The 15,079-nt window shown below is 39.1% G+C and carries 10 protein-coding genes and 2 pseudogenes; 5 read left to right on the top strand and 7 right to left on the bottom strand.

Going from position 1 to position 15,079, the window contains the following annotated elements; translation table 11 throughout:
* Positions 1–47: 47 nt before the first annotated feature.
* Together BDE27_RS02320 and BDE27_RS02315 are read left to right on the top strand one after the other, a co-directional pair.
* The gene (locus BDE27_RS02320; protein WP_099132450.1) at positions 48–239 is read left to right on the top strand and encodes a type II toxin-antitoxin system HicA family toxin; all 192 of its coding nucleotides are present in this window, start codon (positions 48–50) and stop codon (positions 237–239) included.
* A 51-nt stretch (positions 240–290) separates the two neighbouring features.
* Positions 291–695 carry a type II toxin-antitoxin system HicB family antitoxin gene (locus tag BDE27_RS02315; RefSeq protein WP_099132449.1) on the top strand — a complete coding sequence of 135 codons (405 nt, stop codon included), beginning with the start codon at positions 291–293 and terminating at the stop codon, positions 693–695.
* A 34-nt stretch (positions 696–729) separates the two neighbouring features.
* Here BDE27_RS02315 and BDE27_RS02310 read toward each other — a convergent pair whose 3' ends face one another.
* Positions 730–2,352, bottom strand: coding sequence for an ABC transporter substrate-binding protein (locus BDE27_RS02310; RefSeq protein ID WP_167450522.1), 1,623 nt, complete (start codon positions 2,350–2,352; stop codon positions 730–732).
* Positions 2,353–3,103: 751 nt separating this feature from the next.
* Between BDE27_RS02310 and gltP the strand changes: the two genes are divergently transcribed.
* On the top strand, positions 3,104–4,417 hold the full coding sequence (gene gltP, locus BDE27_RS02305) for a glutamate/aspartate:proton symporter GltP (protein ID WP_099132447.1): 1,314 nt from the start codon (positions 3,104–3,106) through the stop codon (positions 4,415–4,417).
* 83 nt (positions 4,418–4,500) lie between these two features.
* Here the strand turns inward: gltP and BDE27_RS02300 are convergent.
* Positions 4,501–5,598: pseudogene (locus BDE27_RS02300) on the bottom strand (ABC transporter substrate-binding protein); the annotation flags it as partial.
* 63 nt (positions 5,599–5,661) lie between these two features.
* Between BDE27_RS02300 and BDE27_RS02295 the strand changes: the two are divergent.
* A protein-coding gene (locus BDE27_RS02295; RefSeq protein WP_120211323.1) for an IS5 family transposase occupies positions 5,662–6,503 on the top strand; the annotation gives its coding sequence in 2 pieces (ribosomal slippage) (positions 5,662–6,004 and positions 6,004–6,503; 843 coding nt in all).
* An 11-nt stretch (positions 6,504–6,514) separates the two neighbouring features.
* On the opposite strand, the pseudogene BDE27_RS02290 reads toward BDE27_RS02295, so the two are convergent.
* From BDE27_RS02290 to mak, 5 genes and pseudogenes are all read right to left on the bottom strand, one after another.
* A pseudogene (locus tag BDE27_RS02290) lies at positions 6,515–6,988 on the bottom strand (ABC transporter substrate-binding protein); the annotation flags it as partial.
* A 130-nt stretch (positions 6,989–7,118) separates the two neighbouring features.
* Positions 7,119–8,753 (bottom strand): ABC transporter substrate-binding protein, encoded by a 1,635-nt coding sequence (locus BDE27_RS02285; RefSeq protein ID WP_099132678.1) that lies wholly within the window; start codon positions 8,751–8,753, stop codon positions 7,119–7,121.
* Between the two features lie 131 nt (positions 8,754–8,884).
* Entirely contained in the window at positions 8,885–10,519 is a 1,635-nt protein-coding gene (locus BDE27_RS02280; protein ID WP_167450521.1) for an ABC transporter substrate-binding protein, read from the bottom strand.
* A 481-nt stretch (positions 10,520–11,000) separates the two neighbouring features.
* The gene (locus BDE27_RS02275) at positions 11,001–12,971 is read right to left on the bottom strand and encodes a bifunctional 2',3'-cyclic-nucleotide 2'-phosphodiesterase/3'-nucleotidase (RefSeq protein WP_208638560.1); all 1,971 of its coding nucleotides are present in this window, start codon (positions 12,969–12,971) and stop codon (positions 11,001–11,003) included.
* Between the two features lie 93 nt (positions 12,972–13,064).
* Positions 13,065–13,973, bottom strand: coding sequence for a fructokinase (mak, locus tag BDE27_RS02270; RefSeq protein WP_099132680.1), 909 nt, complete (start codon positions 13,971–13,973; stop codon positions 13,065–13,067).
* A 168-nt stretch (positions 13,974–14,141) separates the two neighbouring features.
* On the opposite strand from mak, the gene rdgC reads away from it, so the two are divergent.
* Entirely contained in the window at positions 14,142–15,053 is a 912-nt protein-coding gene (gene rdgC, locus BDE27_RS02265; RefSeq protein ID WP_099132681.1) for a recombination-associated protein RdgC, read from the top strand.
* Positions 15,054–15,079: the final 26 nt, after the last annotated feature.

Genomic DNA, 15,079 nt, shown 5'->3' with positions numbered 1-15,079 from the left:
CAATGTGTATGGTGTGTATATAATATTCGAAGCGGAAAGGAGGCTGCTTGAACAGTTCAGATTTAATGAGATTATTGGAAAAAAATGGCTGGAAACTTAAACGAATCAAAGGGAGTCATCATCAATTCACTCATCCTGAGTTCGCTGCGGTGATAACAGTTCCCCACCCACGTAGAGATATTAAACCAGGAACTCTCAGCAAGATTCTAAAAGACGCAAAACTCAAACAATCCAGTTAATGGATTACGAATTACCCAGAAAAAATATACAGATAAAAGTGGAATAAAATTATGTTATATCCAGCATTTGTCGAAATAGATCAAGATGGTAGTGCCAGTGGCTGGTTTCCTGACGTTGCAGGGTGTATCTTTGCTGGTGACACACTTGAAGCAGCACATTCTGATGCGCAATCTGCGATCAATGCACATTTCGAGTTAATGAAAGAACAAAACCTGGAATTCCCATTGCCAAAAGCCATGCAAGAACACCTTGTAGAAAAGACCGGTGAATACAAAAATGGGCAATGGCTTTTAATTCCTGTAGATATGAGCCAGTTCGAAGACAAAACAGAGCGGATTAATATTACCTTACCATTGCGTTTAATCAATCGCATTGATGCAAAAGTCAAGCAGCATCCCGAATATGGTAGCCGCAGTGGATTTTTAGCTTTGGCTGCTCGTAAAGCACTACAATAGACTATGGAGAGCCTGCTTAAGCAGGCTCTTTAATTTAGTGCTTAATAATATAAAGATCCTTCGTTGATATCATTCCCAGCAGATCGGCGTGATAACCACCAATATAAGGCTTAACCAATATCGCAGTGACATAGTAATAAACGGGTATAATAGGAGTCTCTTTTGTCATAATATCGAGTGCATGTTGAAAATCTTCTTTTTTATTAGTTTCTCCTGCTTTACGAATCCAATTATCAAAGTCTTTATTAGAATAAAATGAAGTATTATTTGTTTGATTTGTTGTAAATATATTAAAAAAAGACATTGGGTTATTATAATCGCCAATCCATCCACCTCTAACAACATCAAATTTACCTTGATGTTCGTTCTCCAACATTACTTTCCACTCTTCAGTTTGTATATTAGCAATAACACCGAGATTCTTTTTCCACATTGAGGTTGCAGCAATAGCAACTTTTTTATGTAAACCTGATGAATTATAAACCAAATTAAATTTAAGAGGATGATCTTTATTAAAACCTGCTTCATTTAATAACTGTTTGGCTTTCTCATTACGTTGCTCTTGTGTCCATGATACATAATCAGGTTGTTTAAATTTAAAACCACCAATTCCAGGAGGCAAGATTGTGTAAGCAGGTATTTGCCCTTGGGCAACGACTTTATTGGCAATAATATTTCTATCCAAAGCAAGACCTAGCGCTTGTCGGATCCTAATATCTTTAAACAAAGGTTCTTTATTGTTAAACTGATAGTAATATGTGCTAAGTATAGGCGAAATATGAATTTGTGAACTCATATTTTTCTTTAATGAGGCAAACGATTCTAATGGAATTGTAAATGTAATATCTATTTCTCCAGCCAGATAACGGTTTAAATCTGATATATCTGATGACAATGGAAGATAAGTTACTTTATTAATAACAGTATTTTTATTATCCCAATAATAAGGGTTTCTCACTCCAACAATTTTTTCATTCACTTTCCATTCAGCTAATTTAAATGCACCACTAGAAACAAAAAACTCAGGTTGAGTCCATTTATCTCCGTATTTTTCAACAACTTTTTTGCTAACTGGAGACGTAATCGAGAACGCCAGCATCTGCAAAAAATATCCAACCGGTTTTTCTAGCCTTACCTCCAATGTCGAATCATCCAAGGCTTTTACACCAAGCTCCTCCACTTTTTTCTTTCCGGCCAAAACCTCTTTGGCATTCACCACAGAAGCATCAACAAAATAGCTACCATATGGAGAAAGTGTTTTAGGATTTGTCAGCCGTCGCCAGCTAAAAACAACATCATGAGCGGTAATGGGTGTACCATCAGACCATTTGATTCCTTTCCTCAAATGGAAAATCCACGTTTTATTATCCTTCGTTTCCCAGCTTGCAGCCAATTTGGGTATGATCTGGCCTTGTTTATCCGTGCCCACTAACGTATCAAAGAAATCATTGATAATATTTAGTGCTATATTACCTTCGACTTTATCGACATCCAGTGAAGCAGGCTCCGCACCATTATTACGAACAATTTCTTGTTTTTCCGATAATTGTGTATCAGGTGGAATAACTGCGGCATAAGATGATGTGATACTACTCAATATAATACTGATAGAACAACCTAATGTTTTAATCTTTTTTTTGCTGATTTTATTTAACATGTCATGTCTCCCCATAGCTGTGCTGTAATTATTTATTTTTGTCCTCCATTTTGTTTTCAATCCATGTTACAGCATGACACGCTATTTATTACTCAATAAATTATTTAGTGCAACAACAATAAATTTTTTGATTGAGTATTTTTCAAATGGATATTTGACATTCATTTTTATTTTTCTTTTAAAATCAATTTAATATATTCAGATTATTTAAATACACCCGAAAGTGATTAAAAATTCCCATCTAGAAATATAAAGAAATACTGTATTTATAGCTATATAAATAGCTTTCCAAAATGATAGGACACTGCTTGACTCCTTGCGGCGCAAGGAGTCAAGCTCTCCACTAACCTTAGTCGCTCACTATTATGAAAAGGTATTTATTTATGCACAATAGTTTTCAAATTACTGCAAAATAGCAAAGAAAATAATTAACAGATTATTTTAATGTTTTAAAACAATCATGAGGTAGGCCACAGGTTCCTTTTCCCGATTGAAGTAGCCTTTCAGATAGCTACTCACCCATCACGAATCATATCATATATCAATTCAAGGGATTGTTTCTGAGTTAGTGTCAGATCAATTTTCATGGCCGCTAGCATGAGCTGATTTGAATAATAAATCAGCATCTTTAATAATTACGGGTATTGTTTGTATATTATTTAAAAGATTACCGCAATTTTTATTGTGCTTTAGGTCAAGGTTATTGTATAAAAAAGAGGAGTAAAGAAATAAAAAAACATAAGGTTGTCTAATGAATAAGACCGAAACAGTTAATAAAAAGAAATTTAAATTTGGGCTAGGCTGGCAAATTTTAGCTGCGCTTATATTAGGAATTATTGTAGGAGCAGTTTTACATGACAATGAACACAAACAGTGGTTAATTGTTAATGTTCTTTCTCCTGCTGGGAAAATATTTATCCAGCTTATTAAGATGATTGTTGTCCCAATTGTTATTTCAACATTAGTTGTTGGTATTGCCGGTGTTGGTAATACTAAGCAATTAGGAAAACTAGGCTTAAAAACAATTTTTTATTTTGAGATAGTAACAACAATTGCAATCGTTGTAGGCATTTTTTTAGCAAATACGTTTAAACCTGGTGTAGGTATTGATATGTCTACTCTTCATCAAGTAGATATATCTCAATATGAACGTACAACACAGCAGGTTGAAAATCATTCACATGGTATTATTAATACTATTCTATCATTAGTACCTGATAATATTTTTGCTGCTATGTCCAGTGGCGACATGTTGCCCGTCATTTTCTTTGCTGTATTATTTGGTTTAGGCTTATCATCACTACCGAAGGAAAAAAAACAACCTTTATTAACGGTATTACAAACATTCTCTGAAACCATGTTCAGGGTTACTCATATTATTATGATGTATGCTCCAATCGGGGTATTTTCGTTGATTTCAGTAACAGTAGCTAATTTCGGGTTTAGCTCATTATTGCCATTAATAAAATTAGTTATTTTAGTTCACTGTGCAATTTTATTTTTTGCTATTGTCATTCTTGGTTTGATTGCCCGCTACTGCGATATCAACATTTTTACGCTCTTTAAGATCCTCAAAGATGAACTACTGTTAGCCTATTCTACTGCCAGCTCAGAAACAGTATTACCCCGTATCATGGATAAAATGGAACAATATGGTGCGTCAAAATCAGTTACCAGTTTTGTTATTCCAATTGGTTATTCATTTAATCTCGATGGCTCAACACTGTATCAGAGTATCGCCGCCATTTTTATTGCCCAACTCTATGGAATAGATTTATCGCTTTGGCAAGAAATTACGCTTGTCCTCACATTGATTATTACCTCAAAAGGAATTGCCGGTGTTCCAGGGGTCTCTTTCGTCGTTCTGTTGGCAACGCTGGGAAGTGTGGGAATTCCATTAGAAGGTTTAGCCTTCATCGCGGGGATTGACCGAATTCTTGATATGGCTCGTACCGCATTAAATGTAGTAGGTAATGCACTCGCTGCACTTGTTGTGGCTAAATGGGAGAGACAATTTGATCAGCAAAAATCTAAGCAATATGAAGAATCACTGATTTCTAAATAACATTTATTTTTAGTCGTATTATCCTGAAAGGAAAAGCAATCCTTGCTTTTCCTTTTAACCTATGTCACGCTCCACTACGGTTATTAATGCTCGATGATATAAAGATCTTTTGTGAAATATTCACCTCTTGTATTAATATTAAATCCGCCAACATAAGGTTTAACCATATTATGGTTCACATAAAAATAAATTGGAATAGCAGGTAAGTCTTTGGCTAAAATATCTGAAGCCTGCTGATAATAATCTTTAGCATTATTATTGCTTGCTTTTTCCACTAATTTATCAAACTCAACATTTTCATACATGGATGTATTTTTGACTTGATTAGATGAAAATATGGATAAAAATGTCATCGGACTATTATAATCAGCAACCCATGCCCGCCGGATGACATCAAATTTCCCCTGATGCATATTATCCAACATCACTTTCCATTCTTGATTCTGCAAAACAGCATTTACACCAAGATTTTTCTTCCACATTGAACTAACCGCAATGGCAATTTTTTTATGTCCTTCCTGAGTGTTATAAAGCAGATTAAAAGTAAGAGGGTTATTTTGATTAAATCCAGTTTCATTCAATAACTTTTTCGCTTTAGCAATACGCTGCTCCTGAGTCCAGGAAGCATAATCAGGTTGTTTAAAATTAAAGCCTCCTATATTTGGCGTGAGCATAATATATGCCGGTAATTGTCCCTGTCCCAATATCTTATCCACAATGATATCGCGATCTATGGCTAAACTCAGTGCCTGCCTGACTCTGACATCATTAAATGGCGGTTTTTTATTATTAAACTCATAGAAATAGACTGTAGATTTAGGAGAAATACGTACCTGATCAGGTAATGTTTTCTTCAGCGATGGAAAAGATTCTGCGGCAATAGTATTGGTAATATCAATTTCTCCCGCCAGATAACGGTTTAAATCTGCTTTTTCTGAAGAGAGCGGAAGATAGGTTACTTTATTGATCACTGTGTTTTTATTATCCCAATATAGAGGATTTCTGACTCCGATTATTTTTTCATTGACGACCCACTCAGCGAGTTTATATGGACCACTTCCCACAAAAACTTCTGGCCTGGTCCATTTATCACCAGATTGTTTTACTGCCTTTTCACTTATTGGAAACATAACAGGATGAGTCAGCATCTGTAGAAAATCTCCGACAGGTTTATCTAGGCTGTGTCCCTTAATGTAAATTGATAGTATTCTCATCTAAACTGTTTTCAATATGGGAAAAAGATGATGGCACGCTACGACATTCCTGATGACGCATGGATAGTGATAGAACCTTGTTTGCCCCCGGTCCATTCAGAGCGAGCAGGACGTCCACATGTTGAACACCGCCGTGTGATGAATGGGATGTTCTGGGTCTTGTGCTCCGGGGCACCGTGGCGTGATTTACCTGAACGCTATGGCCCTTGGAAAACGGTCTATAACCGATTTAATCGCTGGTCAAAATCGGGCATTATCAACAAGATATTTAATCGGTTACTGTCCATTCTGGATGAAAAAGGCTTGATTGACTGGGCTGAAATTTGCCTGGATGGCAGCAATATTCGCGCGAGTAAAGATGCCGCAGGCGCGAAAAAAAACATCCCGATATCACTGACGATCATGCGCTGGGTCGCTCACGCGGTGGTTATGGCACCAAAATCCACCTGGCAACCGACGGAAAGGGTTTTCCCCTCAACCTGATGTTGACCGCTGGGCAAGCTCATGAAAGTCAATCCGCCATCCCTTTGCTCGACGGCATTGGTATACAACGCAAAAATGGTTTCATGAAACGACGTGGCAAAGCCGTGCTGGCAGACAAAGGGTATTCGAGTAGAAAGCTCCGCGGTTATCTGCGTAAATTGAGGATCAAAAGCGTTATTCCTTATAAAATCAATGAAAAAGGCAGTGCTGATGGTCGTACGCAATTTGATGAACAGGCTTATCGTGACCGCAATGTTGTCGAACGCTGTTTCGGTTTTCTGAAAGGAAATCGGCGTATTGCAACCCGTTACGAAAAAACCGCACGAAACTATTTGTCCATGGTGAAATTAGGCTGTATTCGACTCTTTTACAGGCGGTTATCTAATTAAGGGACGCAGCCTAGCCTCACCTCTAGCGTCTTGTCATCCAACGCTTTTACCCCAAGCTCTTCCGTTTTTTTCTTACCCGTCAATACCTGATTTGCATTCACTACAGCAGCATTCTCAAGATAACTTCCATAAGGGGAAACGGTATCGGGATCAATCAAACGCCGCCAACTGAATACCACATCATGAGCCGTAATAGGTGAACCATCTGACCACTTGATATCTTTTCTTAAATGAAAAATCCACGTTTTATTATCATTAGTTTCCCAACTGGCTGCTAACCTTGGCTCAATATTGCCCTGACTATTAACCTGAATCAGACCATCAAAAAAATCATTAATAATATTAAATTCGACATCACTTGAAACTTTATGTGTATCCAATGAAGCGGGTTCTGAACCATTATTACGTACAATTTCCTGCTTAGCGGCCAGTTTTGTTCCTTCAGGAATAACAGCGGCATAAGATATTGCTATATTCCCAATCATGGCAGAGATAGCTAAAGAGAGAACTTTTATCTTTTTATTTATCGTTATTTTCTTCATATTCAACCCTTCATAACTGTATTTATTTTTTATATTTCAACCCGACATTTTTCTACAACAAATTGATTGATATTCAATGTTTAATAATATAGAGATCTTTTGTCGAGATATAATCCATTGGGGTAACGTAAAATCCACCAACATAAGGCTTCGCCAGACGATTACTGACATAATAATAAATAGGGATCACTGGAATATCATTATTAAAAATGTCCATTGCTTTTTGGTAATAAGCGACATCATCGGTTTCACCTGCTTTAATGACTGTCTGATCAAAATCATTATTGGCATATTGTGGTATATTATGACTGCTTCCTGTCAGGAAAGTATCCAAAAAAGACATTGGGCTGTTGTAATCCGCTGTCCATGCGTATCTGACAACATCAAACTTGTTCTGGTGCATATTATCCAACATCACTTTCCATTCTTGGTTTTGTAGGCTGGCTTGAACACCTAAGTTCTGTTTCCACATTGAAGTGACAGCGATGGCAAGTTTTTTATGAGATTCTCTCGTGTTATAAAGCAAGTTAAATTTGAGCGGGTTTTTCTCGTTAAAACCGGCTTCGTTCAACAACTCCTTAGCTTTTTTTACCCGCTGCTCTTGTGTCCAGGAGGCATATTCTGGCGGGGTTAATGTGATACCACCGATATTAGGGGGCAGAATATCATAAGCAGGTAGTTGCCCCATTCCCAATACCTTATTAGCAATCACATCTCTATCTATGGCTAAACTTAAGGCTTTTCTGACTCTAACATCATTAAACGGCGGTTTTTGCGTATTAAACACGTAATAGTAAGTACTGAGCATAGAATTAATATGAACTTGATCACCCAATGTTTTCTTTAATGATGCAAAAGAATCCAAAGGAATGGTCATAGTCATATCAATTTCACCGGCAAGATAGCGGTTTAAATCCGATTTTTCTGATGTGATAGCAAGATAAGTCACTTTATTAATTACCGTGTTTTTATTATCCCAATAATGAGGATTCCTGACACCAATCACATTTTCATTCACTTTCCATTCAGATAGCTTAAATGCACCACTGCCAACAAAAACATCTGGATGTGTCCATTTGTCACCATATCTTTTAACCGCTTTTTCACTCACCGGGACCAAAATTGGATGGGTTAGCATTTGCAAAAAATAAGCCACGGGTTTATCGAGTTTCACTTCCAATGTGAAATCATCCAGCGCCTTCACACCAAGTTCTTCCACTTTTTTCTTGCCTAGTAATATGTCGTTTGCATTAACCACGTGGGCGGTTCCAAGATAACTGCTATAAGGCGAACCCATTTCTGGATCAAGAAGACGTCGCCAGCTAAATACTACATCATGAGCGGTAATCGGCGAGCCATCAGACCATTTAGCGCCTTTTCTTAAATGAAATAGCCAGGTTTGGTTGTCATTCGTTTCCCAACGTTCAGCCAATCTGGGCTCGATATGACCTTTTCTGTCGGTGTAAACCAAACCATCAAAAAAATCATGGATAATATTCAACTCAACATTACTTTCTACTTTATGTACATCTAAAGAAGCGGGGAAAGAACCATTGTTACGCACAATTTCTTGTTTTTCAGCTAATTGTGTTCCCGGTGGAACAACGGCAGCATAAGAGAATGTGATGTTTGTTAATAGTATTCCCATCGAACAGGTAAGAATTTGGGTGAGCTTATTTTTCATTAAACCTGCCATGATTTTTTTCATATTTTGATTCTCCATTAATTACTATTTTTACTATTACACTACTCTACCATTTTTATTTAACTTATAATTTCAATTAACTTTGATAAGTAATAATAGCCGACTGCAACAGGCTCTTATCACTGATCAAAAAATTAGTGCTTAATAATATAAAGATCTTTTGTCGGGATATTTCCCATTGAGTCCACGTGGAATCCACCAACATAAGGCTTGACTAGTTTTACACGGACATAATAATAAACGGGGATGGCGGGTATTTCTTGATTGAGAATATCAATGGCTTGTTGGTAATCGGCTGGATCATTAGTTTCATCCGCCTTTAAAACCCATTGATCAAACTCCTTATTCTGATATTGGGTATGATTATTGGTATTACCTGATGTAAAAATATCTAAGAAACTGGTCGGGCTACTATAATCGGCATTCCATGCGTATCTCGTCACCTCAAAGTTGCCTTGAGCCATACTATCATTTTGTGTTTTTGTTTCCTGATTTTGTAAAATGATTTCCACACCTAGATGCTTTTTCCACGCCGAGCTGGCAGCAATGGCGATTTTTTTATGAGCATCGGAGGTGTTATATAGCAAGGTAAATCTGAGTGGATTCTTTTCATTAAAACCCGCCTCATTCAGTAACATTTTAGCCTTGGCAACGCGCTGGTCTTGTGTCCATGAGGCATATTCAGGCGGTTTTAAATAAATACCTCCAGCGCCCGGAGACACGACATCATAAGCGGGCTTTTGACCGTTGCCTAATACCTTGTCAGTGATAATGTTTCTATTCAGTGCTAAAGCCAGCGCTTGTCTGACCCGAACATCATTAAATGGCGACTTTTGTGTATTAAAGAGATAATAATAAACACTCATTATGGGACTAACATGCAATTGCTCGCCAAACTTCTTCTTAACGGTTGGCAAGAATTCCGATGGCCCTCCATTGGATATATCAATCTCTCCTGTCATATAGCGGTTTAGATCCGCTTTATAATCTGATAATGGCAAGTAAGTGACTTTATTAATTACGGTATTTTTATCATCCCAATAATGGTGATTTCTGACACCAATAATTTTTTCATTCACTACCCATGCAGAGAGTTTAAAAGGCCCATTGCTGACAAAATGTTGAGGCTGAGTCCACTTATTGCCATATTTTTTAATAACCTGTTCACTAACAGGAGACATTGCGGGATGCGCCAACATTTGCAGAAAACCCGCTTTTGGCCTTTCCAGTACAATTTCTACCGTTGCATCATCCAGCGCCTTTACACCGAGTTCTTGCGGTTTTTTCTTACCAGATAGTACATCACGGGCGTTCACGACAGTAGCCTGAATCAAGTAGCTACCATAAGGAGAAATCGTATCAGGTGTCACCAGCCGCCGGAAAGAAAAAACCACATCATGGGCGGTAATCGGTGAACCGTCAGACCATTTAACCCCTTTCCTTAAATGGAAGATCCATGTTTTATTATTTTTAGTTTCCCAGTTTTCCGCTAAAGCAGGAATAATATTTTCTTTTTTATCGGTATCAATTAAACGCTCAAAAAAATCCCGCAAGATATCAAATTCACTACTTCCCTCAGACTTATGCGGATCTAAAGAACTAGGTTCGGAAAAATTGTTGCGGGTAATTTCCTGCTTATCCGCCAATTGAACATTGGGAGGAACAATCGCAGCATACGAGAAAGTGATATTTCCCAGAATCAGACTGACAGAACAGATAAATATTTTAGCTATTTTATTTTTTGTTATCTTTACCAGAATTTTCTGCATATTATTGGTCTCCATAATTGTTTTCAATATTAAATAATCAATACATATATCACTGTTACCTGATGACTATTACCGATATGAAAATGACTATATTGAGTAATATATTCGAGTAATTTGAAATTTATTCTCATACCAAAGTGCAACGCATAATAATTAGCGTTGCATTTCTGATCTGGATCAAACAACCGTTACAGTATCTTTGATCTATTGGTTTTATCTACGCCGATCTGCGTTATCTTTTATCCCCGTCACATTATTTTGTTCCGATATCAATAACCCGAGGCCCAGAACTCGTACATCCACAACATTTTCAGCATCATAGGCTGGCTTGGTTACACACCCGACCAACAATGCAGCACCAATCGAAATCGGAAGTCATTTATATTTATAATTCGTTTTGTTATCTCTTAACGTTCAAACAGTTGCCTACCCTTTAGCTATGCACAAGAGCAGGCATTAATATAATTAAGTTCAGTAAGTTTTATTTTTTCTCTGTCAAATCAATTTGGTAGATGGCAAAATCGGTATCATCATTTTTTAAGTACTTCACTGGGTATTGGGCGTGTTGTTTAATGAACTTCGCCGCTTTTTCTGTTGGGGAAGTTTCGAAACGGATATCTAATTTTTTATCTGTTTTGATTGGCAAGAATGACCAATTATTTTCAGCCTGAGTTGATACTACGCCCTTTTCTTTAGTCATTCTGGAAATGTAAGAAGCTAAAATGGTGCGGTTTTCATCCGGTGAAGCAAACGCAATATGATCCTCTCCGGTTCCGGCGAATTTGCCGCCGTAACCCCGATAGTTATTGGTGGCGATCAGGAAAATGGCTTTTGGATCAATCGGCTTACCCTGATAGGTAACATCTTTGATGCGGTTCGCACCTTTATTGATAAGCTGGCAATCGGTGTCGTATTTAGCGGGTTGAGTCAGGTCTATCTTATAGTTAACACCCGTGATGGTGTCGAAGTTATAAGTACGGAAACCCTCCCAGTTCAGCAATTCTTGCGGTTTGGTGGAATTTGGATCAATCTGGTTAAACATGCCCGCCGAACACTCCAGCCATTCGACCACATCCGCCCCCGTTGCTTTCACTACCACCAATGTATTTGGGTAAAGGTACAAATCAGCCGCGTTGCGAAAAGTCAGATCACCTTTTTCCACTTCCACAAAATCAGCCGGCGCATTTTTACGTCCACCCGCCTTAAAAGGTGCCGCTGCCGCTAAAACAGGGAGCCCATCCAAATTTGGATCACCTTGAATAAAGCGTTTGGTATAATCTACCTGCGCATCATTGACGATCTGAACGGTTGGATCACTCTGGATCAGAGCCAGATAGCTGTACATGTTATCAGAGGCTTTACCAATGAATTTACTCACAAATTCGCGAGTTCCCAGATGATCTTTTTCGATGATGGAAACCAGTTTATTATCGCGTTCAGCCAATGCTTTTTTATGGACTTTGTCATAGATAGGACGGGCTTGTGCTTTAGCAGATTCGACTTTCCATTCACCACTGTCGTTATTGATCACCATATCAACAACACCCAGATGATCCCCCCACTGCCCCGGCATGACGGCAGGAATGCCATTAATCGTTCCATTAGCGACATTCACACCCTTGATACCGGTATATTCCTTGCTTGGGAACACGCCGTGAGCATGACCAAACATAATGGCATTAATGCCAGAAACTTCACTCAGATAGTAAACCGAGTTTTCTGCCATCGCTTTATAAGGATCTTGGGAAAAACCGGAATGTGGAATGGCGATAATCAGATCTGCGCCCTCTTTTTTCATTTGAGGGACGAATTTTTTCGCGGTTTCAGTGATGTCATTAACAACCACTTTGCCATTGAGATTGGCTTTGTCCCAAATACTGATTTGTGGTGGCACAAAACCGATATAACCGATCTTAATCGTGTGCTCTTTGCCTTCGCGATCTTTAACTGGAGTATCAACGATAATATAAGGTGTAAAGTAGTTTTTGCCGGTTTTGGCATCGATGATATTGGCATTGATATAAGGGAATTTAGCACCGGCGATGGCTTGTTTCAGGTAATCCAATCCAAAGTTGAATTCATGGTTACCAAAGTTACCGACGGTATAGTCCATAGTATTCATCAAATTATAAGCTGGATGAACCTCCCCTTGTTTCAATCCTTTTGCCACCATGTAATCCGCAAGTGGGCTGCCTTGAATCAAATCACCGTTATCTACCAAGATCGCGTTGGTTGCTTCCGCTTTGGCCGCCTTAATTAAATTCACAGTACGAACCAAACCAAATTGCTCCGTGGATTTATCTTTAAAATAATCAAAATCCATCAGATTACCGTGAATATCCGAGGTTTCCATCACCCGTAAATCAACGGTTGCCGCGTTCACATTGAATGCCACCAGCATTGCCAAGGTTGACATTCTCAACACGTTCTTCCTTTTCAACATATTCTTCATCATGCTATGCCCCTTTATAGAATTGTTCCCAGAATGGTCTGTTTTTTATTTTTGTAAGCCGGATTGTCACTACGGGCATCATCATATGCCGTTTCAACAAACAGGCCACAACCAGGCCGCACCACGCACACCACTGGAATCCCCATGCACGGCTTTTCTGATTGGTGTTGCACACTCGCCACCAAAAACCCACTCTTTGACTAAATCGGGCAACGTTTGGTAAAGACGATCAATATTGCTCATGCCACCGCCGAGTACAATTACATCCGGGTCCAATAAATTAATCACCTGTGCCAGCGCTCGCGCCAAACGCCTTTCATAACGGCGCATCGCCAATTCCGCTAACTCATCTCCCTGTGCCAACGCTTCTATGATTTCGTTGCCTTTTTTCTGCATTCCACTTAAGCGGAAGTAATCCGTCATAAATCCGGTGCCTGACACAAATGTCTCAGTACATCCTGGCTTACCGCAAAAACAGCGCACTTCATCCTGATACACGCGATCTTCTTCATCCATCCACGGTAATGGGTTATGTCCCCATTCCCCTGCCAATCCATTGCCACCGGCATGAACCCGCCCCTCAAATGCAATGCCTGAGCCGCAACCTGTTCCAATGATAACGGCAAATACCATTGGCATCCCTTCCCCCGCGCCATCAGTGGCTTCCGATACCGCCAGACAATTGGCATCATTAGCGATACGCACTTCACGCCCCAACAAAGCCGCTATATCCTTATCCAATATCTTGCCATTCAACCAAACTGAGTTGGCATTTTTTACTTTTCCGGTAAAAGGCGAAATTGCACCAGGAATGCCAATCCCTACAGTTCCTTGCTGTCCGGTTGCTTGTTCCGCATCAATAACCAACCCAACAATGGCAGCCAATGTTTTCTGGTAATCATTGCGGGGAGTATCCACCCGTTTGCGAAATAACTCTTCTCCCTGATCGCCTAATGCAATCACTTCAATCTTGGTTCCACCAAGATCAATTCCTATACGCATAACTGACTTTTCCTATTTAGCGGGACGATGCTTTTTATTATATGAGAATAAGGCAGTGATTATATGAAACGAATGAAGTTCTAGGGCTTCATCACATGATTCGTTATCATGCTCCCTTATGTTTTAAGATGACTTTTGTCACAATGCGCAACAATATGGGGTAACTGCATGTTATGGTTCAAAAATTTAATAATTTACCGTTTAAACCGAGAGATTTCACTTTCGGCAGATGAACTGGAAAAACAATTAAGCCCATTGGCATTCACCCCATGCGGCAGCCAGGATATGATGAAAACTGGCTGGGTTTCGCCAATGGGTTCCCACGGTGAAGCATTAACCCATGCTTCCGGCAATCAAATTCTGATCTGCGCGCGCAAAGAAGAAAAAATGTTACCTTCTCCGGTGATTAAGCAGGAATTACAGACCAAAATAGCCCGCCTGGAGGGTGAACAACATCGCAAACTGAAAAAAACAGAGAAAGATTCACTAAAAGATGAAGTCATTCATACGCTGCTGCCAAGAGCATTCAGCCGTTTCAGCCAAACCTATATTTGGATCGATACCGTCAACCATTTGATTATCGTTGATGTCGCTAGCGCAAAACGAGCTGAAGATAATCTGGCACTGCTGAGAAAAACATTGGGATCATTACCTGTTGTTCCTCTTACTTTCACCAACCCCATTGAATTGACGCTAACCGAATGGGTACGTTCAGGTGATCTTCCTACAGGTTATGCTTTGATGGATGAAGCCGAACTCAAAGCTATTCTGGAGGAAGGTGGAGTGATCCGCTGTAAGAAACAGGATTTGGTTTCAGACGAAATTGCGACACATATTGAATCCGGCAAATATGTCACTAAGTTGGCCTTAGATTGGGAAGAACGTATTCAGTTTATGCTGTCAGACGATGGCACTTTCAAGCGCATTAAATTCAGTGAAACTTTACGTGAACAAAATGATGATATTGATCGTGAAGATGTTGCCCAACGATTCGATGCTGATTTTACCTTAATGGCAGGAGAACTCAGTGCGCTAATCAAAAATACGATTGATGCACTCGGCGGCGAAGCCGAAAGGTAAGCACAAGTGAACTGCCTCAACCCCCT

Origin of the sequence: Xenorhabdus ehlersii, assembly GCF_003610465.1 — a bacterium.
Taxonomy (GTDB): domain Bacteria; phylum Pseudomonadota; class Gammaproteobacteria; order Enterobacterales; family Enterobacteriaceae; genus Xenorhabdus; species Xenorhabdus ehlersii.
The sequence above is the reverse complement of the archived record's forward strand: the minus strand, read 5'-3'. Positions and strand labels throughout refer to the sequence as shown.